The 24,540-nt window shown below is 37.9% G+C and carries 22 protein-coding genes, 1 pseudogene and 1 other annotated feature; of the genes and pseudogenes, 18 read left to right on the top strand and 5 right to left on the bottom strand.

Annotated features, from left to right (window positions below):
* The 3 genes from C8K15_RS16485 to mnmL all read right to left on the bottom strand — a co-directional run bounded on the left by C8K15_RS16485 (position 1) and on the right by mnmL (position 2,696).
* The gene (locus C8K15_RS16485; protein WP_108587458.1) at positions 1-1,080 is read right to left on the bottom strand and encodes a type III polyketide synthase; all 1,080 of its coding nucleotides are present in this window, start codon (positions 1,078-1,080) and stop codon (positions 1-3) included.
* 102 nt (positions 1,081-1,182) lie between these two features.
* Positions 1,183-1,749: a tRNA 5-(aminomethyl)-2-thiouridylate-methyltransferase MnmM gene (mnmM, locus tag C8K15_RS16480; protein WP_108587457.1), complete on the bottom strand. Its 567-nt coding sequence runs from the start codon at positions 1,747-1,749 to the stop codon at positions 1,183-1,185.
* Entirely contained in the window at positions 1,746-2,696 is a 951-nt protein-coding gene (mnmL, locus tag C8K15_RS16475; protein ID WP_108587456.1) for a tRNA modification radical SAM protein MnmL/YtqA, read from the bottom strand. The genes mnmM and mnmL overlap by 4 nt, the downstream gene beginning before the upstream one ends.
* A 156-nt stretch (positions 2,697-2,852) precedes the next feature.
* On the opposite strand from mnmL, the gene C8K15_RS16470 reads away from it, so the two are divergent.
* The 8 genes from C8K15_RS16470 to C8K15_RS20635 all read left to right on the top strand — a co-directional run bounded on the left by C8K15_RS16470 (position 2,853) and on the right by C8K15_RS20635 (position 12,309).
* Positions 2,853-4,028: an MDR family MFS transporter gene (locus tag C8K15_RS16470; protein ID WP_108587455.1), complete on the top strand. Its 1,176-nt coding sequence runs from the start codon at positions 2,853-2,855 to the stop codon at positions 4,026-4,028.
* 77 nt (positions 4,029-4,105) lie between these two features.
* Positions 4,106-5,449, top strand: coding sequence for a sigma-54 interaction domain-containing protein (locus C8K15_RS16465; RefSeq protein WP_108587454.1), 1,344 nt, complete (start codon positions 4,106-4,108; stop codon positions 5,447-5,449).
* A gap of 224 nt (positions 5,450-5,673) precedes the next feature.
* Complete coding sequence (locus tag C8K15_RS16460; RefSeq protein ID WP_108587453.1) at positions 5,674-6,363, top strand: CoA transferase subunit A; 690 nt, start codon at positions 5,674-5,676, stop codon at positions 6,361-6,363.
* 20 nt (positions 6,364-6,383) lie between these two features.
* On the top strand, positions 6,384-7,049 hold the full coding sequence (locus C8K15_RS16455; protein WP_108587452.1) for a 3-oxoacid CoA-transferase subunit B: 666 nt from the start codon (positions 6,384-6,386) through the stop codon (positions 7,047-7,049).
* A gap of 48 nt (positions 7,050-7,097) precedes the next feature.
* Entirely contained in the window at positions 7,098-8,420 is a 1,323-nt protein-coding gene (locus tag C8K15_RS16450; RefSeq protein ID WP_199224133.1) for a GntP family permease, read from the top strand.
* A gap of 138 nt (positions 8,421-8,558) precedes the next feature.
* Positions 8,559-9,326 carry a 3-hydroxybutyrate dehydrogenase gene (locus tag C8K15_RS16445; RefSeq protein ID WP_108587450.1) on the top strand — a complete coding sequence of 256 codons (768 nt, stop codon included), beginning with the start codon at positions 8,559-8,561 and terminating at the stop codon, positions 9,324-9,326.
* A 44-nt stretch (positions 9,327-9,370) separates the two neighbouring features.
* Positions 9,371-9,589, top strand: a binding site (T-box leader).
* Positions 9,590-9,727: 138 nt separating this feature from the next.
* A complete protein-coding gene (gene leuS, locus C8K15_RS16440; RefSeq protein ID WP_108587449.1) occupies positions 9,728-12,142 on the top strand; it encodes a leucine--tRNA ligase in 2,415 nt (804 codons plus the stop codon).
* Positions 12,142-12,309 carry a hypothetical protein gene (locus C8K15_RS20635; protein WP_199224130.1) on the top strand — a complete coding sequence of 56 codons (168 nt, stop codon included), beginning with the start codon at positions 12,142-12,144 and terminating at the stop codon, positions 12,307-12,309. Before leuS ends, C8K15_RS20635 begins: the two co-directional genes overlap by 1 nt.
* Positions 12,310-12,668: 359 nt before the next feature.
* Here the strand turns inward: C8K15_RS20635 and C8K15_RS16435 are convergent, their stop codons facing one another.
* Positions 12,669-13,955 carry a BaiN/RdsA family NAD(P)/FAD-dependent oxidoreductase gene (locus C8K15_RS16435; protein ID WP_108587490.1) on the bottom strand — a complete coding sequence of 429 codons (1,287 nt, stop codon included), beginning with the start codon at positions 13,953-13,955 and terminating at the stop codon, positions 12,669-12,671.
* Between the two features lie 108 nt (positions 13,956-14,063).
* On the opposite strand from C8K15_RS16435, the gene C8K15_RS16430 reads away from it, so the two are divergent.
* Both C8K15_RS16430 and C8K15_RS16425 read left to right on the top strand, forming a co-directional pair.
* Positions 14,064-15,671, top strand: coding sequence for a putative polysaccharide biosynthesis protein (locus tag C8K15_RS16430; RefSeq protein ID WP_108587448.1), 1,608 nt, complete (start codon positions 14,064-14,066; stop codon positions 15,669-15,671).
* A gap of 12 nt (positions 15,672-15,683) precedes the next feature.
* Complete coding sequence (locus tag C8K15_RS16425) at positions 15,684-16,397, top strand: pseudouridine synthase (RefSeq protein ID WP_108587447.1); 714 nt, start codon at positions 15,684-15,686, stop codon at positions 16,395-16,397.
* A gap of 42 nt (positions 16,398-16,439) precedes the next feature.
* On the opposite strand, the gene C8K15_RS16420 is transcribed toward C8K15_RS16425, so the two are convergent.
* Entirely contained in the window at positions 16,440-16,661 is a 222-nt protein-coding gene (locus C8K15_RS16420; protein WP_108587446.1) for a DeoR family transcriptional regulator, read from the bottom strand.
* 348 nt (positions 16,662-17,009) lie between these two features.
* On the opposite strand from C8K15_RS16420, the gene pepV reads away from it, so the two are divergent.
* The 8 genes and pseudogenes from pepV to C8K15_RS20960 all read left to right on the top strand — a co-directional run.
* Positions 17,010-18,404 carry a dipeptidase PepV gene (pepV, locus tag C8K15_RS16415; RefSeq protein WP_108587489.1) on the top strand — a complete coding sequence of 465 codons (1,395 nt, stop codon included), beginning with the start codon at positions 17,010-17,012 and terminating at the stop codon, positions 18,402-18,404.
* Positions 18,405-18,419: 15 nt separating this feature from the next.
* Positions 18,420-19,271 (top strand): D-amino-acid transaminase, encoded by an 852-nt coding sequence (gene dat / locus C8K15_RS16410; protein WP_108587445.1) that lies wholly within the window; start codon positions 18,420-18,422, stop codon positions 19,269-19,271.
* Between the two features lie 87 nt (positions 19,272-19,358).
* The gene (gene thpR / locus C8K15_RS16405; RefSeq protein ID WP_108587444.1) at positions 19,359-19,910 is read left to right on the top strand and encodes an RNA 2',3'-cyclic phosphodiesterase; all 552 of its coding nucleotides are present in this window, start codon (positions 19,359-19,361) and stop codon (positions 19,908-19,910) included.
* Positions 19,907-20,833 (top strand): diacylglycerol/lipid kinase family protein, encoded by a 927-nt coding sequence (locus tag C8K15_RS16400; RefSeq protein ID WP_108587443.1) that lies wholly within the window; start codon positions 19,907-19,909, stop codon positions 20,831-20,833. Before thpR ends, C8K15_RS16400 begins: the two co-directional genes overlap by 4 nt.
* 64 nt (positions 20,834-20,897) lie before the next feature.
* Positions 20,898-21,545, top strand: coding sequence for a tRNA (guanosine(46)-N7)-methyltransferase TrmB (trmB, locus tag C8K15_RS16395; protein WP_108587442.1), 648 nt, complete (start codon positions 20,898-20,900; stop codon positions 21,543-21,545).
* A gap of 145 nt (positions 21,546-21,690) precedes the next feature.
* Positions 21,691-22,536, top strand: a complete 846-nt coding sequence (locus C8K15_RS16390; RefSeq protein WP_108587441.1) for a YtnP family quorum-quenching lactonase — start codon at positions 21,691-21,693, stop codon at positions 22,534-22,536.
* Positions 22,537-22,990: 454 nt separating this feature from the next.
* Complete coding sequence (locus tag C8K15_RS16385; RefSeq protein ID WP_108587440.1) at positions 22,991-23,515, top strand: GNAT family N-acetyltransferase; 525 nt, start codon at positions 22,991-22,993, stop codon at positions 23,513-23,515.
* A gap of 770 nt (positions 23,516-24,285) precedes the next feature.
* Positions 24,286-24,540, top strand: a pseudogene (locus C8K15_RS20960) (hypothetical protein); the annotation flags it as partial.

Raw genomic sequence — 24,540 nt, 5'->3', positions numbered from 1 at the left:
TTATTGCCATTCGAGCAAAATAAGCTCACCACTAAATCCAGGTCCGAGGGCTGTTAAGAGTCCTTTATCTCCAACATGGCAATCTAGCTTCATGAAATCTTCCAATACATAAAGTACCGTTGGAGAGGACATATTGCCATGTTTTCGAAGGATACCTCTAGATATTTCTGTTTTGGAAGTATCAAATCCAAGTGATTTTTCGTAGGCGGTCAATACTTTTTTTCCACCAGGATGGGCAATGAAGTGATCGAGTTGACTTGACGTTAGTTCATTTTCTAATAAAAATTCTGTAACGAAAGGCTCTAGCCACTTTTCGATAATAGATGGAATGCTTTTAGAAAAAACTACATGCAGTCCATCATTTTTCATATCCCAACCCATTACATTTTCTGAGTTAGGCATGATTTTTGAAGAAGTGGAAACAAATGTAGGACTCGGTTTCTTAGACACGATATCTACTTCATCTCCACAAACTAAAGCGCAGGCAACGCCGTCAGCAAATAAAGAAGCACCAATTAAATTGCTTTTAGAATAGTCATTTGGTTGAAAAGTTAAACTGCATAACTCCACACACAACACGAGTACTTTTGCTTTCGGGTAAGCTAAACAATAATCAAAAGCTCTACTTAATCCAGATGCTCCGCCAGCACAACCTAATCCCCAAATTGGAATCCGTTTGACATAATCAGAAAAGGGAAGTTGATTTAAAATCCGTGCATCTATACTTGGAGTTGAAAATCCTGTACTTGAGATGAAAATAATGCCGTCAATTTCAGAAGGATGGACAGACTCATTCAAAAATTCTTGATTCTGCAAGCACGCGTTTATTGCTAGTGCACCATAAGAAGTAGCTAGCTCGATATATAATCGATTACGTTCTTCTAAATCATGTGGATGTTCAAACCATTCCATCGGTACACAAAATTGACGAGATTCGATGTCTCCGTTTTGAAAGACTTTTAACATCCGTTCAAGGTCGTCATAGTGATCATTAAATAAGTTCCTTAATAAAGTTGAGGCTTGATCTTGAGAATACGAATATGGTGGTAGAAAAGAACTAATAGATTGGATTTTAGGCATATAGTGTTCTCCTTATTAAAAATTGATAGACCTAGTTTTTCCAATTCACATTAAAATATGCAATAAAACCCAAGAGAAGCTAAATAAATAGCTTCTCTTGGGTTATCTTTGAGATTTCATTTTTTCTATCACTAACACGAAAGGCGGATGATTTTGTTGATTAAGAAATTCGTATTTTAAAACGTGTACAAATGATTGAGGAAGGCTACTCACATAATTAAGTAAGACATCTCGTTCCTCAGCACCACCCTCATGACCGTGGTATACAACTAATATAATTAGCCCATTAAGTTTTAATAAATTGAGACAAGTTTCAATCGCTTCAATCGTCGTGTGAGGTTGAGTAATAATCGAGTGATTTGCACCGGGTAAATAACCAAGGTTAAAAACAGCTGCTGAAATTTCCTTTGACACATAATTAGAAATTGACTCATGTCCTGCATGAATGACTGAAACACTCTCTTTCCACTTGGCTACACGCAGGAGAGTGGAGTCAATTGCTGTTTGTTGAACATCAAAGGCGTATACATGCCCAGTTGAACCAACAAGTTCAGCGAGGAAGAGCGTATCATGACCGTTTCCTGCAGTACCGTCAATGACGATATCACCTGGAGAAACGGAGCTTCTTAATAGTGTTTTTACATATGGCAGTACGCGTTCAAGTTTCATTTACTTATCACCGAACCTTCGAAATACTTCCCTTGCCAAGTTCCACGGCGTTCAAGTTCAGCGTCTATTCCATTTAATACATCCCACTTGTTGACACTCCACATGGGTCCAATCATTAATTCAATAGGTCCGTCACCTGTAATTCGATGAATAACCATTTCAGGCGGTAATAATTCAAGTTGATCCACGACTAACTGAATGTAATCATCTTTATCCATGAACTCAACCAAACCTTTTTCGTATTGTTTAATCATGGGTGTTCCTTTTAATAAATGAAGTAAGTGAATTTTAATTCCTTGCACATCTAACTTGGCTACTTCACGAACCGTTTCTAACATCATTTTGTTATCTTCGAGAGGTAACCCATTAATAATGTGCGTGCAAACTCGAATACCATGATTACGGAGCTTTTGAACCCCTTCCAAATAACAAGAAAAATCATGAGCGCGATTAATTAAATTCGCTGTACGTTCATGAACCGTTTGAAGACCAAGTTCTACCCATAAATATGTTCGCTGATTTAATTCCGCTAAATACTCAACTACATCATCAGGGAGACAGTCTGGCCTTGTTGCAATAGATAACCCCACGACACCTTCTAAAGCGAGTGCTGCTTCAAATTTTTCTTTTAAAACAGGAAGGGGGGCATGCGTATTCGTATACGCTTGAAAATAAGCCATATATTTGGCATCTTTCCATTTTCGATGCATTTTATTTTTTCTTTCTTCAAATTGGTCTTCAATTGAATCCACTCGATCTCCAGCAAAGTCACCTGAACCTGCAGCGCTGCAAAATGTGCAACCTCCAAATGCTACAGTCCCATCTCTATTAGGGCAATCAAACCCAGCATCTAATGCCACTTTAAAGATTTTCATTCCAAATTCATCGCGCAAATGGCGATTCCAAGTATAATAACGTTTTCCATCACTAGGAAAAGGAAAATTCATATTGAGTCCACTCCTCTAATGGGTAATTTTATCATGATTTTCGAAGAAATCCTACGACACTCCAAAGTTCAATTTTTCCATTTTTTAAGACATCTTGTCGGAAGAAATAAAATAGCTTACACTTATTTAGGATTTCGAAGTAACGGAGGAATTATCATGCCCAAAAGTGTCTGGCTATTAATTATTGGAATGCTCGTTAATGTAACGGGGGTTTCATTTTTATGGCCTTTAAATACGATTTACTTGCACGACCATTTAGGGAAAAGTTTAACGATTGCGGGCTTGGTTTTAATGGCAAACGCAGGAGCGGGAATAGTCGGGAACTTACTCGGGGGCTATTTATTCGATCAGATTGGTGGATATAAATCAATAATGCTCGGCAATGTCATTACAATAGTGGGTTTAATAGGATTAACCATTTGGCATGGCTGGCCACATTATGTATGGTTTTTAACGATTATGGGGTTTAGTGGAGGAATAGTCTTTCCAAGTATGTATGCGATGGTCGGCACAGCATGGCCAGAGGGTGGTCGGAAAGCATTTAATGCCATTTACCTTGCTCAGAATTTAGGTGTTGCAATTGGACCTGCGGTTGCAGGAATCATAGCTGACTATAGTTTCAATTATATATTTCTAGCCAATTTAGGCATGTATATACTGTTCTTTTTTATCGCGCTTTTTGGTTTTCGTGAATTTGATATCGCGTCTGATCGGCATACTTCAGTTATTAATGAAGGTAAGAGTATTCGCAACAAAGCACCATTTTATGCTTTGCTAATCGTCACGAGTGGTTATTTAATTTGTTGGCTTGTTTATGTTCAATGGCAATCGACGATTGCCACTTTTACACAAGATTTAGGAATCACCTTAAAGCAATATAGTTTGCTGTGGTCAATTAACGGTTTGCTAATTTTAGCAGCACAACCTATTATCCAACCAATAGTTAAAAGACTGGAGCATCGTGTAAAAGCTCAACTCGTTTTAGGAATTATCATCATGATGATTTCCTTTATTATTGTTGGTTACGCCCAAGCATTTTCGATGTTTGTAACAGCTATGGTGATTTTAACCATTGGAGAAATGTTTGTATGGCCTGCTGTACCCACATTAGCAAGTCAATTAGCGCCGAAAGGAAGAGAAGGATTCTATCAAGGGATTGTGAATAGTACAGCTACTATTGGGAGAATGCTAGGTCCACTCGTTGGAGGAGTATTAGTGGATCTTTATGGTATGACAGTCATGTTTTTAATATTAACGACCTTTATGGCATTAGCAATTATTCCAAGTTTGCTATACGATTTACCATTAAAAAAAACGGAGAGCCAAGGATAGGCTCCCCGTTTTTTTGCATATTCATAGATAGTTTGGGAAAATAGAAAAGAACGTATCGCAAAGTTAGGGTGAGCAAAATGAAGTCAGTATTTCAACATTTACCAGAAACCGTTCTTGCACAAATACTTGAAAACGCTTTTCAGTGGTTTGTCGTGGTCGATAAATATGGTCGTATTCTATATATCAATGAGGATTACTGTCATTTTTTAGAGGTGCCTAGAGATCAAGCCATTGGTCAACCAGTTGAAGAAATCATTGAGAATACGAAAATGCACGAAGTCATTAAATCTGGTATAGCAGATGTGGCATCTCCACATTACATTAAAGGGACATATATGCTTGCTAATCGAGTGCCTTTAATTGTAGATGGAGAAATTGTCGGTGCTTTCGGTAGTGTTGTTTTTCGTGATATGACGGATTGGAAAAAGCTAAGTTCTCATGTAAGAACGACGATGGAGAAAATACAATTGACTTCGACTGACTCTAATCAAAATTTTTACAAGTTAGAAGATATAAAAGGTAGTTCCCAAGCGATTCGTTCAATTAAAGAAACAATACAAATGATTGCCCCAAGTGATTTGTCCGTCTTAATAGAAGGCGAAAGTGGGACAGGAAAAGAACTCTTTGCACAAAGTATCCATGAACAATCAGATCGATCAGATTTGCCTTTTGTGAAAATTAATTGTGCCGCTATACCAGCTGAATTGTTAGAAGCAGAGATTTTTGGTACCTATCTCGAATCCAAAAATCATCATAGAAAAGGTCGTTTTGAATTAGCCGATAAAGGTACTTTATTTATTGACGAAATTGGTGCTATGCCACTTACCATTCAAGCGAAACTGCTTCGTGCAATTCAAGAAGGTGAGATTGAACCAATTGGCTCGCAAATTCCAAAACATGTAAGTGTCAGAATAATTGCAGCCACTAATCGGCCAATTGAACTTTTAATGGAACAAGGCAAATTCCGTGAAGATTTGTACTATCGAATACAAGCCATTACGCTTCGTATCCCCCCGTTACGAGAGCGAATGGAAGACTTTACAGAATTAGCAAATACATTTTTACAGCAATACATACTTAAAGCTGGTAAACGTAGACTCGTTCTTGCAAGCCGAGCTAGAGAGTATCTTCAAAACTATCATTGGCCAGGGAATGTAAGAGAATTGCAAAATGTTATCCAAGCTGCTGTCTATTTAGCTGAAGATGAAATCATTGAACCAACAGCATTACCCGATCAAATTAAACAAGTACGCAGAAAAACAAGTAAACAATTCGTGAATTTGCAAGCCGCAATTGAAGAACTAGAACGTACGATGATTCAAGACTTATTAAAAGAAGAAACAGACAAGAGAGTGGTTGCACAACAATTAGGACTTAGTCGTTCGACACTTTATGAAAAAATAAAAAAACACAACTTATGACCTAATTCCGATTTTTTGGACTATATTCCGAAAAATCGGACGATATATCAGACTAATTTTAAGCCATTGTTGAAAAAGTCCGAAATTTCGGACTCCATTCTCTTTGTTACAGTCAAAATGTTGTCACAACTACTATTGCGTGAAAATAGTGGTTCTGTTTTAATAACTATTGAAAGCGCTTTTATACGAAAAATTCAAACGATTTCTTGTAAGGAGGAAACGCAATGAAGCCAATTTATACTTCTGCAGAAGAGGCTGTACAACAAATACAAGATGGAGCGACTTTAATGGTCGGTGGTTTTGGATTAGTTGGTATTCCCGAAAAATTGATTTTAGCACTTGTTGAAAAAGGAGTGACAGATTTAACGGTCATTTCTAATAATTGTGGGATTGATGATTGGGGCTTAGGACTTTTACTTAAAAATAAACAAATAAAAAAAATGATAGGTTCATATGTTGGTGAAAACAAAGAATTTGAACGCCAAGTATTATCGGGCGAAATCGAAGTGGAGTTGACTCCACAAGGTACTTTAGCTGAAAAAATCCGTGCAGGCGGCGCAGGTATTCCAGCATTCTTCACACCCGCAGGCGTAGGGACAACTGTTGCTGAAGGAAAAGAAATCCGAGTGTTTGATGGGAAAGAATATGTACTAGAAGAAGCATTACGTGCTGACTTTTCCCTAGTTCGTGCAGCAAAAGCTGATAAGTTTGGCAATCTTGTCTATAACAAAACAGCGCAGAACTTTAATCCGATGATGGCGGCTGCAGGTAAATTCACCATTGCAGAAGTAGAAGAAATTGTGGAAACAGGTGACTTGGATCCGAATACAATTCATACACCGAGCATCTATGTACAAGGTCTACTGCAAGCATCACAAGAAAAGCGGATTGAACGTTTAACGACTCGTTCATAGGACAGGAGGAGACAAACATTATGGGAACAATAAATGTTAGAGAACGAATTGCTATTCGAGCTGAACAAGAAATCGAAGATGGTAACTACGTGAATTTAGGAATTGGTATGCCAACATTAGTGGCAAACTATATCTCTCCTAATAAAACAGTAGTATTACAGTCGGAAAATGGATTACTTGGGATTGGACCTTACCCAACAGCAAATGATGTTGATCCAGATTTAATCAATGCAGGTAAAGAAACAGTTACGACTATTCCGGGTTCTGCCTTTTTCACAAGTGCCGAGTCTTTTGCGATGATTCGCGGTGGACATGTTGACGTTGCTATTTTAGGTGGAATGGAAGTATCTGAGAATGGTGATCTTGCAAACTGGATGATTCCAGGGAAAATGATTAAAGGTATGGGGGGGGCTATGGATTTAGTCCACGGTGCCAAGAAAATCATCGTCATAATGGACCATGTAGCAAAAGATGGTTCAGCGAAAATTAAAAAACAATGCGATTTGCCACTAACAGGCAAAGGCGTTGTAAACAAAATTATTACAGAGCGCGCACTAATCGAAGTAACACCAACTGGATTAGTTTTAAAAGAAGTGTTTGAAGGTTTCACTGTTCAAGACGTCATTGATTCAACCGATGCTTCTTTAAATATCGATAACGTAAAAGAAAACGTCCAGTTTAACTAAAACGTCTAATAACATTTTCGGGGGAATTTGTTCATGGATACTAGTATTGTGTTAAGTATGATTGGCCTCCTTGGAGGACTAGCATTATTAATTTTCTTAACAATGAAAGGTGTTAACATTCTCATCGGTGGTCCAATTTCTGCGTTATTCGTTGCACTAATGAGTGGAATGCCATTATTTCCACAATTAGTTGAAGAAGGTGTTCCAAACTTTGTTACCAATTATATGACTGGGTTTACTGGATTTATTTTATCTTGGTATTTAATGTTCTTACTAGGTGCTGTTTTCGGGAAGGTAATGGAAGACAGTGGAGCTGCCGATGCAGTGGCAAAATGGATAGTAGGTAAATTAGGCATGAAATTCGCAGTTCTTGCAATCGTTATCGCATGTGCAATCCTTACATATGGCGGTGTAAGTCTGTTCGTAGTAGCGTTCTCTGTTTATCCAATGGCTATTTCATTATTCAAACAAGCTGATTTACCACGTCGTTTTATTCCAGCAACTTTAGCCCTTGGTTCAGTAACATTTACAATGACTTCTGCTGGGTCTCCTGAAATCCAAAACTGGATTCCAATGGATTACTTAGATACAACACCTTATGCAGGCTGGGAAGTAAGCTTAGTCGTTGCTGCATTCATGGCAGTATTCGGTTACTGGTGGTTGAAGAAACTTATTACGGGTGCTGTTAATAAAGGTGAACGTTTTGAAGACCGTGAAACGGATCCGAACTTTGATGTAAATCGTCCATTACCAAATCCTTTCTTAGCTATGATTCCATTATTGGTCGTACTAGGAATTTCATTCTACTTCCATGATACATTAAAACAATCAGCTTTAATCGTGGCTTTACTTGGTGGAATTATTGCCACATTCATCGTAAGTTACCGTTATTTTAAAGATGCGTGGGGTGCAGTATCAGCTGGTACGCTAGGAGCTATGATTGCCATCGGTAACACGGCAGCTGTAGTAGGTTTTGGTGGAGTTGCAAAAGCGGTTCCAGCATTCGGTGTGGTTGTTGAAGCAATGACAAACATTCCTGGATCTCCATTAATCGGAGCGGCTGTTGCAATATCCGTTATTGCAGGTATGACTGGTTCGGCTTCTGGCGGTCAATTGATTGCATTACCGTTAATAGCACCTCATTATGTAGATCTAGGTGTTAACCAAGAAGCGTTACACCGCGTTGTAGCGATTTCGTCTGGTGCACTTGATTCTTTACCGCATAATGGATATGTTGTTACAACAATTCAATCCATTTGTGGAGAAAAGTATAGTGGAGCTTATTGGGCAGTTGCAGCAACAACAGTTGTAACCCCAGTAATCGGTGTCGCGATAGCGATTGTATTATTCTCATTGGGCTTTGGTATTTAATGACATGTATTCAGCCGCCTAGTGCGGCTGATTTTTTTCACTAAACTACCATTGTAGACTAATGGGTATCAATATAAATAAGAGATTATCTTGCCCTAATTTAGATGCGGACGGGATTTTTCTATGGAGGGACATATAATGGTAAAAGATAAAGTTTTATTTATTACAGGTGCTGCACAAGGAATTGGTTTTGAAATCGCTAGCGAGTTTGCACAAGCTGGAGCAAAAGTAGTATTGACCGATTTGAATGAAGAAAAAGTAAAAGATGCAGCTGCGTCACTTGGCTCAAATGCAATTGGTTTAAAATGCGATGTAACAATAGAAGAGGATATTGAAAAATCAATCGATGAGACGATTGCTCATTTCGGTAAACTAGATATCTTAATAAATAATGCTGGTATGCAGCATGTAGCAATGTTGGAAGATTTCCCAACGGCACGTTTCGAACTATTGGTAAAAATCATGTTAACTGCTCCATTTATCGCCACGAAAAATGTGTTGCCACATATGCGCAAACAAGGATTTGGTCGTATTATCAACATGGCTTCAATTAATGGATTAGTAGGGTTTGCAGGTAAAGCAGCATACAACTCTGCTAAACATGGAGTGATCGGTTTAACTAAAGTTTCTGCACTCGAGACAGCAACGGACGGTATTACTGTAAATGCAATTTGCCCAGGTTATGTAGACACACCACTTGTGCGTAACCAGCTACAAGATTTAGCAATTACGCGTAACGTACCATTAGAATCTGTGCTAGAAGAAGTAATTTATCCACTCGTTCCTCAAAAGCGCTTGCTTGATGTAAAAGAGATTGCTCATTTAGCGATGTTCTTATCTAGTGAATCGGCAAAAGGGATGACTGGTCAAGCGGTTGTACTCGATGGTGGATATACGGTTCAATAAATCTTGTGCTTTTTGAAAACTTCGATTACAATGAAAAATAATAGTGTAAGACTGTGAAGAGGATTAGTACATAATCTTGTGTTTTTAGAGAGCCGACGGATGGTGCAAGTCGGTAACACAACTTATCGAACTCGCCTTGGAGTCTGCAATGGTGAAGTAGTAGTAACCGGTGCCGTTTTCCGCGATAAGGAAGCAAGTTGAGCAAATGATTTTGCTAATTTGGGTGGTACCGCGGGAGTAAATAGTAAACTCTCGTCCCTTAGTCTTTTTGACTAAGGGACGAGAGTTTTTTTTATTGCTCTATTTAGGAAAAATACAGTTATAGGACAGTATAAGAAAACATCAGCTTACACCATGTGGAAAGTTAGCTATCGTTTTTTTATCAAGAGGAGGAAAAGTATATGAATTTTAATCATCAACAAATCGAAAAGAAATGGCAAACGTATTGGGAACAAAACAAAACATTTAAAACTGGAGAAGATTCAACAAAGCCAAAGTTCTACGCTCTTGATATGTTTCCATTTCCTTCTGGTGCAGGGTTACATGTAGGGCATCCTGAAGGTTACACAGCTACTGATATTTTAAGCCGTTTTAAGCGGATGCAAGGATACAATGTTTTACATCCGATGGGTTGGGATGCATTTGGATTACCAGCAGAACAATATGCACTAGACACGGGTAACGATCCTGCAGAATTTACCGCTAAAAACATTGCGACATTTAAACGTCAAATTCAAGATCTTGGATTTTCATATGATTGGGAACGAGAAATCAATACAACAGATCCATCTTATTACAAATGGACACAATGGATTTTCTTACAACTTCATAAAAAAGGCTTGGCATATGTGGATGAAGTGGCAGTAAACTGGTGTCCTGCTCTAGGTACAGTTCTTGCAAACGAAGAAGTAATAGATGGTAAGTCTGAACGTGGGGGACACCCTGTTGAAAGACGTCCAATGAAGCAATGGATGCTTAAAATTACCGCATATGCGGATCGTTTAATAGAGGATTTGGATGACTTAAATTGGCCGGAAAGCATTAAAGACATGCAGCGTAACTGGGTGGGTCGTTCTGAAGGGGCACAAATTACTTTTAAAGTAGAAGGCACTGAACACTCGTTCAAAGCATTCACGACACGTCCAGATACAATCTTTGGTGCTACGTATGCGGTACTGGCACCTGAGCATCCTTTAGTAAAAGAACTGACATCTGAAGAAAAACGTCAAGAAGTTGCAAGTTATATCGAGACTGTGAAGTTGAAAAGTGACTTGGAACGTACAGATCTTGCGAAATCTAAGACAGGAGTATTTACAGGAGCTTACGCAATAAATCCAATAAGCGGCGAGAAAATGCCAATTTGGATTGCTGACTATGTCTTGGCTACATATGGCACTGGAGCAATTATGGCTGTTCCTGCTCATGATGATCGAGACTATGAATTCGCCAAACAATTCGACCTTCCAATTGTCGAAGTAGTAGAAGGCGGAAATATTGAAAAAGAAGCGTACGCTGGCGAAGGCAAGCATATAAACTCTGATTTCTTAAATGGACTTGATAAAATTCAAGCTATTGAAAAAGCGATTAGTTGGTTTGAAGAAAACGGTACGGGTGAAAAGAAAGTAACTTATCGTCTTCGTGATTGGCTATTTAGCCGTCAAAGATATTGGGGAGAACCAATTCCAGTTATCCACTGGGAAGATGGAACGATTACTGCTATCGATGAGGCCGAACTTCCATTAATTTTGCCGACAGCTACAGATATCAAACCAAGCGGAACAGGCGAATCACCACTAGCAAAAATTGAAGAATGGGTTAGTGTAGTTGATCCGAAAACTGGAATGAAAGGTCGTCGCGAAACCAATACAATGCCGAACTGGGCAGGTAGTTGTTGGTATTATCTGCGTTACATCGATCCCAATAACGATCAAGCAATAGCAGATCCGGAATTAATCAAGCGTTGGTTACCGGTTGATATTTATATTGGCGGAGCAGAACACGCGGTTTTACACTTGTTGTATGCTCGTTTCTGGCACAAAGTATTGTATGACATTGGCGTTGTTCCAACAAAAGAGCCATTCCAAAAATTATTTAACCAAGGGATGATTTTGGGAGAAAATAACGAAAAAATGTCTAAGTCTAAAGGGAACGTTGTAAATCCTGACGACATCGTGGAAAGCCACGGAGCCGATACACTTCGTTTATACGAAATGTTCATGGGACCACTGGATGCATCAATCGCTTGGTCAGAAAATGGTCTAGATGGCGCTCGTCGATTCTTGGATCGTATTTGGCGCTTGTTCATGAACGAAGACGGTTCTGTTAGCAGTAAAATTGTTGCTTCAAACGATGGCAAACTTGAAAAAGTTTATCATCAAACAGTGAAAAAAGTGACAGAGGATTTTGAAGGAATTCGTTTTAATACAGCGATTTCACAAATGATGGTCTATATCAATGAAGCCTATAAATCACCACAAATACCCGTTGAATTTGCAAAAGGATTTGTTCAACTCCTAGCTCCTATAGCACCACATTTGGCAGAAGAGCTGTGGGAAAAACTTGGAGGAACAGAAACAATTTCTTATGTGCAATGGCCGACATTTGATGAATCAAAATTAGTGGAAAATGAAATTGAAATGGCGATTCAATTCAATGGAAAAGTTCGCACTAAAATTGTAGTGAGTAAAGATTTCACTAAAGATGAGTTAGAAAAGGCCGTACTTGCAGATTCGCGTGTTATTGAAATTCTTGAAGGTAAAGGCATTAAAAAAGTAATTGCTATTCCAGGTAAACTAGTGAATATCGTGGTCGGCTAATGGAACCCATATATATAGTCGTTTTACTTATCTTAGTCGCATTTTCATGGAAACTATTTACGATTTTACGTCACCCAGAAATTTCAAGACCCAATAAACGAATGGCGGTTAGTGTATTTATCATTTCAGTAATCTCATTCGCTATTGCCTTATATTTTGCAGGATAACAGGAAACCCCAGTCACTATTTATTGTGACTGGGGTTTTATTATTGTTGGGTATTTTCCGAAGCTATTTTAATGACTGTATAATAATTAATTTGAATCCACTTGTAATTAATCCCATAGTTCAGTTGCAGCGTCCGATTTTCCCTAAATCTGAACAAGTTTAAAAAGTGTCTATTTTTTGTTATCCAAAGTAAAAACCAAATAGGATGAAGGGGAGCGAAGGACACACACCCGCCACAGGATTATCTTTGGAAATGATAACGGAGCGGAGTGACAAAAAGTCACTTCGCTCATTACTTTAATCTCTAGAATATGTTGTAGCAGCATTCGTATCTAAAGTACGCTGTCTCAATTAATTAATCAATACTCCACTGGTTCATATGGAATAGTTTTTGCATGTAACGCGGCGCTCATACCAGCGATTTTGCCGGTTACAAGTGCAGATGTAATGTTGTAACCACCTGTATAGCCATGAATATCTAAAATTTCGCCACACAAATACAATCCTGGTTTTTTCTTTGAAGCCATTGTTTTTGGTTCGATTTCTTTTACAGATATACCGCCACCTGTTACAAAAGCCTTTTCAAGCGGTTGAGTTCCATTTACTTTCATCGTAAAGGATACTAATAATCCAGCTAATACACGTACTTTTTCATTTGATAAATTAGCGCCAATTTCATTTGGCTCGATGCCTGCTCGAGTAAGCAGAAATAATAACCAACGCTCGGGAGCTATACCTTTCCAAACGTTTTTTACTGATTTTTTTGCATCTTCTTTCATGATCTTAACTAACATTTGGAAAGCAGATTCAGCGTTGTCATTTGGTAACGAGTTAATCACCACATCAACTGGCTTAGAGCCGTTTTTCATACGTTCTTTCACGACAAATTGACTGCAACGTAAAATCGCAGGGCCACTTAAACCGAAATGTGTAAATAACATGTCCATTTGATGTGTAACGAGCACTTTTCCTTTTTTATTTAATACAGATACAGCTACATCACGAAGGGCTAATCCTTGGAGTTCTGTTGATCGAATAAACTGTTCATCTGACAATAATGGAACCTCGGTTGGATACAAAGGAGTGACCGTATGTCCTGCTCGTTCAGCCCAAGGGTATCCATCACCAGTTGATCCAGTTTGAGGTACCGCTTTTCCACCAACAGCTAAAACAACTGCCTTACTCAATAATTCTTCGCCATTCTTTAACTTTACACCGAGAATTTTTTCATCATTCATCAAAAGCTTAGCAACAGGTCGTTCAAAAAGAACATCTACGTGTAGCTTTTCTAACTGACGAACCAACGTATCCACGACGTCTTGGGCACGATTTGAGACAGGGAACATGCGTCCATGATCTTCTTCTTTTAATTCAACACCTAAACCTTCAAAGAAGGTAATAATATCTTCATTGTTAAAAACAGAGAATGGACTATATAAAAATCGACCATTTCCAGGAATATGTTTGACGATTTCTTCTTGAGTCAGTCGATTAGTAACATTACATCGACCGCCACCAGAAATGGCCAATTTTTTTCCGAGTTTTTTTCCTTTTTCTAAAAGTAATACCTTTTTGCCAATTTCACCAGCAGCAATGGCTGCCATTAATCCAGAGGGACCGCCTCCGACAATAATCACATCATACATATACATACACACTTTCTCTTTTTTCTTTATTATAAACTATTTGTGGTTTTCATGTCCTAAGGGTAGAATATCCTGTAGGTTAAAAATTTAGATGTCAGGAAGTTAAACATGTCAAATAATTTATATAAAGGTACGGCCATTCTGACGATTGGTCTATTCCTCTCGAAAATATTAGGGGTTATTTATATCATCCCATTTTACTCGATGGTTGGAGAAGAGAATATTGGGCTGTACCAATATGCATATATTCCATACAATCTTATGCTAGCAGTAGCGATTTCCGGTGCGCCTTTGGCTTTTTCAAAGTTTGTTTCCAAATATAATTCTTTAGGGGATTATGAAACAGGCAGAAGATTATTAAAATCCGGTTTAATGGCGATGATTGTCACAGGATTCCTATCGTTTTTGTTTTTATATTTCTTTGCGGAACCACTTGCAAGGGTTACCATCGCTGAAGATGAGAAAATATATTCGGTTGGAGACGTGACGGATGCCATTCAATGGGTTAGTTTTGCATTGATTGCTGTTCCTTTTATGAGTTTGCTTCGAGGCTTCTTCCAAGGGTATAATTCCATGATGCCAACAGCATCTTCTCAGTTGATTGAACAAATCGTACGGATTATCTTTTTACTTGGGGGCACTTTCCTGGTCTTGAACGTTTTTGGTGGAACACCAAAAGAAGCCATTCAAGTAGCTGTACTATCCGCATTTGTCGGTGCACTTGGCGGTATAGTCGTGCTGTATTATTATTGGCGGAAAAAGAAACCGGAATATGACAATTTACTTGAAAAATCTACAGCTTCTTACGATGTGAATTTAAAAGATATGTATAAAGAAATTTTGGTTTATGCAATTCCGGTAGTATTTTTGGGAATTGCTAATCCACTGTTCCAATTTGTGGATTTATTAACATTCAATCGTGCAATGAGTGAGGCAGGACATTCCTTGAAAACCGATTATTTGGGTATTCTGAATCTCACGGCACATAAATTGGTTATGATTCCTGTCATGCTTGCGACTGGATTCTCCATGGCACTGATACCTATGGTAACTAAATATTTCACGACCAATGAGCATAAGCAATTGTCACGAACGCTTGATCAGACATTCCAAATCCTATATTTCCTTACTATGCCTGCTGTGATTGGAATGACGGTTCTGGCTCCTGAACTCTATCACTTATTCTATGAACAAAGTGCAGTAGGCTCAGATATTCTGGCGCATTACTTGCCTGTTGCCATTCTATTCAGTCTGTTCCCTGTAACTGCTGCCATTTTACAAGGTATTAACCAACAGAAATGGATTATTCTCAACTTGTTGGTTGGATTATTAATTAAAATGGCGTTGAACATTCCGTTAATCAGCATGTGGGAAACGAACGGGGCTATTGCAGCGACGATTATAGGATACAGTGTTGCAATTTTTATGAACTTTGCTGTATTGGTGGTAACGCAAAACTACCGTTCCATTTTATTGGTAAGAAGAATCGCACTTATTACCTTGATAAACGTAGCGATGTTAATTGCCGCTGTCATCACTCGCATGTTGCTAATTCAAATCATGCCTGCCGAATCTAAATTCGGGGCTATGTTGATTATCTTAATTGTAGGTGCAATTGGCGCACTAGTTTATGGAACCATTGCCCTTCGTTTGGGAATTGCGCAGAAATTATTTGGTGAACGATTAACGAAATATACGAAGAAATTTGGTTTGTAAGGTGGTCGTTTCATGAGGTTAGATAAATTACTTTCTAATATGGGGTATGGTTCAAGAAAAGAAGTAAAAATTTTGTTGAAATCAAAAGGTGTAGAAGTGAATGGATTGGTGGCAAAAGATGTGTCCTTGCATGTCGACACAGATGCCGATGAAATTTTAGTTTTGGGTGAAAAAGTGGTTTATACAGAATTTATTTACTTAATGATGAATAAACCACCAGGTGTCATTTCGGCTACGGAAGATAAACACGACCAAACTGTTATTGACTTGCTGGATCCATTAGCCCAACATTTTAAGCCGTTCCCTGTGGGACGCTTAGACAAAGATACTGAAGGGTTGTTAATTTTAACGAATGACGGGCACTTAACTCATCAATTGTTATCGCCCAAAAAACATGTACCGAAATTATATTTTGCCGTAATAGAAGGTAGAGTAACTGAAGATGATGTAAATAAGTTTAATGAAGGTGTCACACTGGATGACGGTTATTTTACGAAACCAGGGGAGTTGACAATCCTTTCAAGTGGAGATGTTTCTGAAATTGAGTTATCCATTATGGAAGGGAAGTTCCACCAAGTGAAACGAATGTTTGAATCAGTTGGCAAAAAAGTGACGTATTTAAAACGCATGCGTATGGGTTCACTTCAATTGGATGAAACTTTAGAGCTTGGGGATTATCGCCATTTAACAGAGGATGAGTTAGATGCATTACAGCAAAAAGAATGACCGAGATTTTTCGGTCATTCTTTTTTGTTATGAAAAAAATTTCTAAGATGTCATTCTTACACGCTTGCTCGTCGTTGTCCAACTGCCTCGACTTGGACTGCTTACCAAGTCATTAAAGGCTAACACGTTCAAATCTCTTTGAACGGTGCGAGGAGTGATGCCAAATTCATCGACTAAATCTTGTGTCGTTACAATTCCGTGATCTCGGATGTACATATACACGTCCTTAATACGATTAAGCATCCGATCAGTAGTTGGTTTCATGTGTTGAACCACTCCTTCATCTTATAATCTCTTGGCAAAGACTAGCGGACGACAATGAGTCAAAACAGACTCAGTTAATTGAATAGAGTGCCTTTAGACAGCCCCTTTTCTAATTGGTGGTCAGGTTACTGTTGTCTGACAATTCAATTATAAAATAAACTACTGAATTTTTCTAGCATAATATCATAATTTTACAGAGTCTTAACAATTACCTGGCAAAAAAACGAACGAAGAACCAATATTTTATATATATTGTTCGGTAATTGAAAAAAGTTAATTGCCCCCTATGAATTTTTGTTGAAAGGTGTAGAATAACTTTAAGAAAGTGGCAGGAGGAATTTAAGCGTGATTAATTGGATGGAAGAAGCGAAAAAAAAGCAAGATGAACTATTATCAGAGTTACAACAACTTATTCAAATTCCAAGTGTACTGGATGAAGAACAATCGTCGAATGCGCAGCCGTTTGGACCTGAGCCACTTAAAGCGTTAGAGTGGATGCTTCAAAAAGGGCAGGAAGCTGGAATGACAATTAAAAATGTTGATCAAATGGCTGGCCATATTGAAATGGGAGAAGGCGAAGAACTTCTTGGTATTTTAGGTCATGTAGATGTCGTCCCTGCTGGCAAAGGATGGTCGTATCCCCCTTTCGAAGGACATATTGAAAATGATCGCTTATATGGCAGAGGTGCCATAGACGACAAAGGTCCCACAATTGCAGCTTGGATGGCCATGAAATTAGTCAAAGAAGCGGGAATTCCGTTGAACAAACGGGTACGATTGATCATTGGGACGGATGAGGAAAGTGGTTTCCGTTGTGTGACACGCTACTTTGAAAAAGAAGAAATGCCCCATATCGGGTTTGCTCCAGATGCTGATTTTCCTATCATTAATGCGGAAAAAGGCATAGCCACTTTACGATTTACGACAACTAAGCTGGCAGAAAATGAACAATTGCATTCATTCCAAGCAGGGACACGTACAAATATGGTTCCTGATTTAGCGACAGCTGTTGTTCATGTGGAACACGAAACACTTGAGAATGATTTTGAACAATTTAAAAAGCAGCATGATTTGAAAGGTTCTGCGACATTCGAAAAAGATGTGGTAGTACTAAGATTAGAAGGAAAGTCTGCACATGCAATGGAACCTAATGAGGGTGTTAATGCCGGAGTTTATTTAGCTGAATTCTTAAAAGGCATTGTAACAACAACTGGTTCAAAAACATTTGTAGATTTTGTTGCCAATTCTTTCTTACATGACTCAAGAGGACATGCATTTGCTTTAAACTATCAGGATGAAATGTCGGGGGACACAACATTAAACGCAGGAATTCTTGCATTTAATCCTACACTTGGTGGAACAGTAGATGTGAGCTTACGTTATTCGGTATCGTATGATTTTGATAAGAATGTGACAAAGTGTCAGGCACTTTTAAGAGAAAATATGATTTCTGTAGATGTGGTATCAAATTCAAAACCGCATTACATCGAAGAATCTGATGAGCTGATCCAAAGTTTGTCACGTGTGTATGAGCGTCAAACAGGTGAAAAAGCAACATTGCTTTCAATTGGTGGTGGAACATATGCACGTGTGCTTAAAAAAGGAGTAGCATTCGGAATGTTGTTTCCAGGTGAGAAAGATGTAGCACACCAGGTAGATGAATTTGTTGATATTCCAAATTTAGTCAAAGCTGTAGCAATCTACGCAGATGCGATTTGCGAACTTGCTTCAAATCAATCATAGAAAGAAGGAGTATCAATGAATTGGGTTCTATGGAATAATCGACTAGTAAAAGATGGTGACATTCATTTGTCTAAAGAAGATCGCGGTTATCAATTCGGAGACGGCATTTATGAAGTCATTCGAGTTTATGACGGCAACATGTTTACTGCAAAAGAACATATTAATCGTTTTTACAACAGTGCGGATAAAATTAAGTTAGTAGTACCTTTTACAAAAGACGTTTTTCATAAAATGTTGTACGAACTTATTGAAGCAAATGAGGTCACTACAGGCCAAGTGTACGTGCAAATTACCCGCGGAGCTTCTCCACGTCAACACCAGTTTCCAACAGATGCAGTAGAGCCTGTTCTGACTGCTTACACTAAAGAAGTAGAACGTCCTGTTTCGCAGATGGCAAATGGTGTATCAGCTAGAACAGTTGAGGATGTCCGTTGGTTGCGTTGTGATATTAAGAGTTTGAACTTACTCGGTAATGTAATGGCAAAACAAGAAGCACATGAAGCGGGTTGCTTCGAAGCTCTCTTACATAGAGGAGATTCAATTACAGAAGGTTCTTCTTCAAATATGTACGGTATTAAAGACGGTGTGCTTTACACACATCCGGTTACAAATTTAATCTTAAATGGGATAACACGCAGCGTTATTTTAGAATGTTGTAAAGAAATTGGCTTACCGGTAGTGGAAGAATCCATGTCACTGTCAACTTTATTTTCAAATGACGAATTCTTTATGTCTTCAACCACTGCAGAAATTATGCCGATAATTATGATTGATGGCAAAAAAGTAGGTAATGGTTTGCCAGGACTCTGGACAAAAAAATTACAGACCGCATTAGAAGCAAAAATTCATCAAGCTGTTCATGTATAAATTTCTAGCCTCTCTACTCTAGTAGAGGGGTATTTTTTTTGCTTTTTTTGCGTTAAACTGAACGATATAAATAAGGTGGTGTAAGGTTTGCAACATTATTTTATCGGTGTTAAATTACCTGAAGGTTTAGCTAGGCATCTAGTGGATTCTCAAAAAGAGTGGCATTTAGAACTTTCTCATAAAACACTGCCAGTCGCTGAAGATTTACATATAACGCTTGTTTATTTAGGGGCAGTTGAAGCTGAAGTGTTAACAGAACTAATAAGTGAATTAAATGAACTCAATGAAGTGATTCCTGCCATAGATCTAAAGTTATCTGGAGTGTCAACTTTCGGGAACCCATCAACACCAAGGGTGATTTACGCGTCAATTGAAGAACAACCCATGTTGCATAAATTACAACATGCCGTTCTAGAAAAGTGTCTTGCACTATCATTACGAGTAGATCAAAAATCGTTCGTTCCACATATTACGATTGCAAAAAAGTGGAGTGGGAAATTAGATGTTTTTTCAAAAGTAATGTCGATCGAGCAAACGTCATTTACTATGAAAGATTTTTCTATTTACTCTATTAATCCGGGGAAAGTCCCATCATATAAACCCATCCATACAATTTATTTAGAGGACTTAACAACATGAAAACAACGTTTATCGTTAATCCCACAGCTGGCAATGGAACATCGCTTAAGCGTTGGGAGAAATTCAAGGAAAAGTTAGATTTCACCTACGAAGTTTATATGACCTCTAGTCCTAAGCATGCCACTGCATTAGCTAAAACTAGTGCCCAAAGTGGAGAGCACCAGTTGTTGATTGCATTTGGAGGAGATGGTACCGCTCATGAAGTAATAGAAGGTGTACTCGATTTCCCGAATTGCATCGTGGGTGTAATCGGTGCTGGGTCAGGCAACGACTTTGGACGTGGATTTCCTTCATTTCACCAAGCGGAAGAAGTAAATCTGTACGTTCGAACTCTTGGCGAAACCCTTGACATGGATATTGGCTATGTTGTTACACAAAAACAAAGCTTTACCTTTGTGAATAATGCAGGGATTGGTTTCGATGCCTATGTAGCGTACCAGGTGAACAAATCAGCAGTAAAGAAAACCTTGAATAAGTTCGGTTTAGGCAAATTAACGTATACTTTTTTTGTCATGAAAACATTAGTAACGTTTAAACGCTTTACGTTAACAGTAGAATCTCCAAACCAGATCCAAACATTTGAAAAGGTTTGGTTCGCCACCGTGAGCAATCAACCTTTTTTTGGTGGTGGAATGAAGATTTCTCCACAGTCTAATCCTGCCGATGGGAAAATTGAAATCACATTGGTTCATCATTTATCCCGAATTAAACTTTTGCTAGTTTTCGCATCGGTTTTCTTAGGCAAACATACTTCATTTAAGGGAGTGCATCAGCTGTCATCTACGACGTTTAAATTAACTACTAATGAATTTGCCTATCGCCACACCGACGGGGAGTATGCAAATCAAACCATTCCAAATGTTGCTGATGAGTTCACTGTTCAATCAAAGAAATGGCAGATTACAAGTTTAGTAATAACTTGACGATATCAAATAATTCAATGATAATATAATTTCGAAAAGCAAGTATGAAAGTAGGCATAATTGAATGAGATTACGAAATAAACCATGGGCAGAAGATTTTATTAATGCTCACCCACATATCGTTATTCCAAATCCAGAAGATTTCAAAGGAAATTGGAATGCACTTTTTAAAAATGACAATCCTCTTCACATTGAAGTGGGAACCGGTCGAGGTCAATTCATAACAGGAATGGCAAAAGCTAATCCAGATATTAACTACGTTGGAATCGAGTTGTATGATAGTGTTATCGTTTCGGCACTTGAAAATGCACTTGAAGCTGGAACTTTACCAAACTTGAAATTGATTAAAATAAATGGAGAACATTCGGCGAAATTCTTTCAAAAGAATGATGTGAGTCGAGTATATTTGAATTTTTCAGATCCATGGCCAAAAGATCGACACGCAAAAAGACGTTTGTCTCACGAAAACTTCTTAAAATTATATGAATCATTTTTGATCGATAATGGGGAAGTTCACTTTAAAACAGACAATCGCGGACTCTTTGAATTTTCTTTAGTGAGTATGTCTGAATATGGCATGTTATTGAAATATGTATCACTAGATTTACATGCAAATATGCCTGAAGACAACATCATGACGGAATACGAAGAAAAATTTTCTTCAAAAGGGCACCCTATTTACCGTTTAGAATCACAATTCGTGACCAAATAATTAACGAGTTTTTGAAAGTGTGAGCACTAAGCAGATGCTGTAAGATATCATTTCTAGTTAATATCATAGGAAAACGCCACTCAATCAAGAGATTGTCGTGGCGTTTTTTGTTACACTAAATATACGAAAAAGGGGAGGGTTTAATATGGATCAATATAAATTTCACGAAATGACCTTAATATGGTTAAACGGTGGTTACACTCAATTAGATGGGGGTTCAATGTTTGGTGTGGTACCAAAATCTTTGTGGTCAAAAAGATATCCTGCAAATGAATTAAATCAAATCGACTTAAGTACCGATCCGATTTTAATTCAATTTGAAGGAAAAACCTTTTTAATAGACACAGGTGTGGGAAATAAAATGGACGAAAGACAGCTAAGAAATAATGGAGTAAGAAAGCAATCCCAACTCGAGGATTCTTTAGCTTCATTAGGATTGCTTGCTGAAGACATTGACTATGTACTAATGACACATATGCACGCGGATCATGCGAGTGGTTTGACGAAGTTAGAGAATGAACAATATATTTCGACGTTCCCAAATGCGAAAATTCTTCTATCTTCTACTGAGTGGAATGAAGTACGTCAACCAAATATTCGTTCAAGAAATACATATTGGAAAGAAAATTGGGAAGCTATTCAATCACAAGTTGAAACATTTGAAAATGAACTTGAAGTATTTCCGGGTATTCGCATGATCCATACAGGAGGACATAGCGATGGCCACAGCATTATCAAGTTAGAACAAAATGGAGAGACCATCATTCATATGGGTGATATTATGCCGACTCATGCACATCAAAATCCATTATGGGTGTTGGCTTACGATGATTATCCTATGACTTCTGTTTTTGCAAAAGAAAAAATAATGCCCGAAGGATTAGCAAACGGTTATTCATTTATTTTCTATCATGACGCATTTTTCCGTTTAATAAAATGGAATGAAACAGGAAAAGAAATCATCGAGAAAGTAGAACGGTCACACAATTAATACGTTGGCCATCTGGAATTTCTGAGCTCATGTAAATCGCTTTATTAACATGGTTTCCGGGTGGCTTAGGAAAGCATCATGGCACCATAACTGAATAAATTAACGAGAGGGAGGTGTGACATTGTCACGCCTCCCCCTTACATTTAAATCCTACCGCGCGTATGCTTTCGTCGCTCCCCTTCAACCTTCTAAAGATTCCCCGAGTTAAGACGCCGAAAATCATTTGGTTTTAATTTTTAGGTATTGTAAACACAGAAGTCACGATGATTTTAAGTAAAATAATAGTGGTAAGTTAATTACTCCAATTAATGAAACATATCATTCATTAAGAACGTATTAATATTTATAATACCTTCTTGAACTAACGTGGTTAGTTATATAATAAAATTAGAATTTTTCCTGTAAATGTAAAATCGTAAGGTAACTTTAGGTTCAAACAAGAGGGAGTGGGAGAATGTTTCCTATATTAGAAACAGAACGATTAATTTTCAGAGAACTTACTGAATATGACGCATTAGATATATTTAATTGTTTCTCTAATGCAGATGTATTACGTTATTACGGACAAAATCCATTAACAAGTATAGATCAGGTGAAACATATTGTCAGGAATTTTTCGAAGAATTACAATGAAAAACGTAGTATTAAATGGGGAATTGAAATGAAAGGAACGGCTGGTATTATCGGGACAATCGGGTTTCAAGAGTGGTCTCCTGAACATAAGAGAGCAGATATAAGCTATGCACTTTTTCCTGAACATTGGGGCAATGGATTTGCAACTGAAGCTGTTTCTAAAGTGATTTCCTATGGCTTTAAAGAGCTTGGTTTAATGCGTATTGGAGCAGTTGTTTTTGTTGAAAATAAAGCATCAAATAAGTTGTTAATAAAATTAGGCTTTGTAAAAGAAGGAATTTTGAGAAATTATATGTATCAAAATAATCTTGCATTTGATACGAATATTTATTCTTTGTTAAAGTGAAAACCAGCGTGAAATACAAAATAAAAATCGAACAAACGGGTGCGATGCTTTAACAAGGCATCGCCTTTTTTGTGTGATTAACGAGAAGATTGTGAAGCATTGTACTTAAAAGAACGTGTGCAAGAGTAATGGAGGGCAGCGTCATTTGGAACGCTGCCTTTTAATGATTCAAAAAATTTCTGATAAAATTCATTTCTTAATCTTCCGCTAAGTTAGAGGCTTAAGTAACGGTCAACATAACCACTTTATTTCTATTTCCAAAGAAATTGTTAAGTTAAATAGAGTAATTAATGATGATGAATACAATACCACCTACTTAAAGTAACAGGTGCGTTTAGTTTAAGGTTTGTGAGCTGAAAAGACATCTTTTCTTTTATTGAACTCCCATGAAAATTAAAATCAAAAAAGACCAAATTAAGTAGACCCAGTAAAACACTTTTTTAAAAAAGCTGAGCCTTTGTAAGATTTATTATTAAACTGTTAGATAATCAAAAATCCTCCTTATAGTAAAAAGTATAGGATGATTAGCTAGTGCAACAACCTGAGTAGGATTAATCTCCCATGAGTGCTACCCATTAAGGGCGCGACATTCTGTGATACACCGTGGTTGTTGGAGTCGGACTTACGGGAGGGCTCTATGGCACCATAGTTCATCGACCTTCATCACCTAGCCGTAGTAATCTATACCCGTTCTGCACACATTTTCATCCTCTGTGGTGCAGCGCTGGTATTGCGATGCATGGGTGGCTAACGGGTGCTTTACTTCAAGAATGAGTAAAGCATTTTTTGTATTTCAACTAACGGGGCAGGTTAGTCGAGGAAGGAATGAATTAACAATTGATGGAATATGGTTGAAAGAAGAAAGATGTATAACTTCAAGGTGGACTATTTGGTTAACTGACTGGCTATGGAAATTTCGTTTGGAGGAGGTAGGTATGAAAATTACTCGAACAATTGATTATGAGTTAATTGCACAATTAAATAAACCAATACTTGAGTTACATGCGTCTTTATATCCACAACAT

Source organism: Paenisporosarcina sp. OV554, assembly GCF_003058165.1.
Taxonomy (GTDB): domain Bacteria; phylum Bacillota; class Bacilli; order Bacillales_A; family Planococcaceae; genus Paenisporosarcina.
This window is presented reverse-complemented; position numbering and strand designations above follow the sequence as displayed.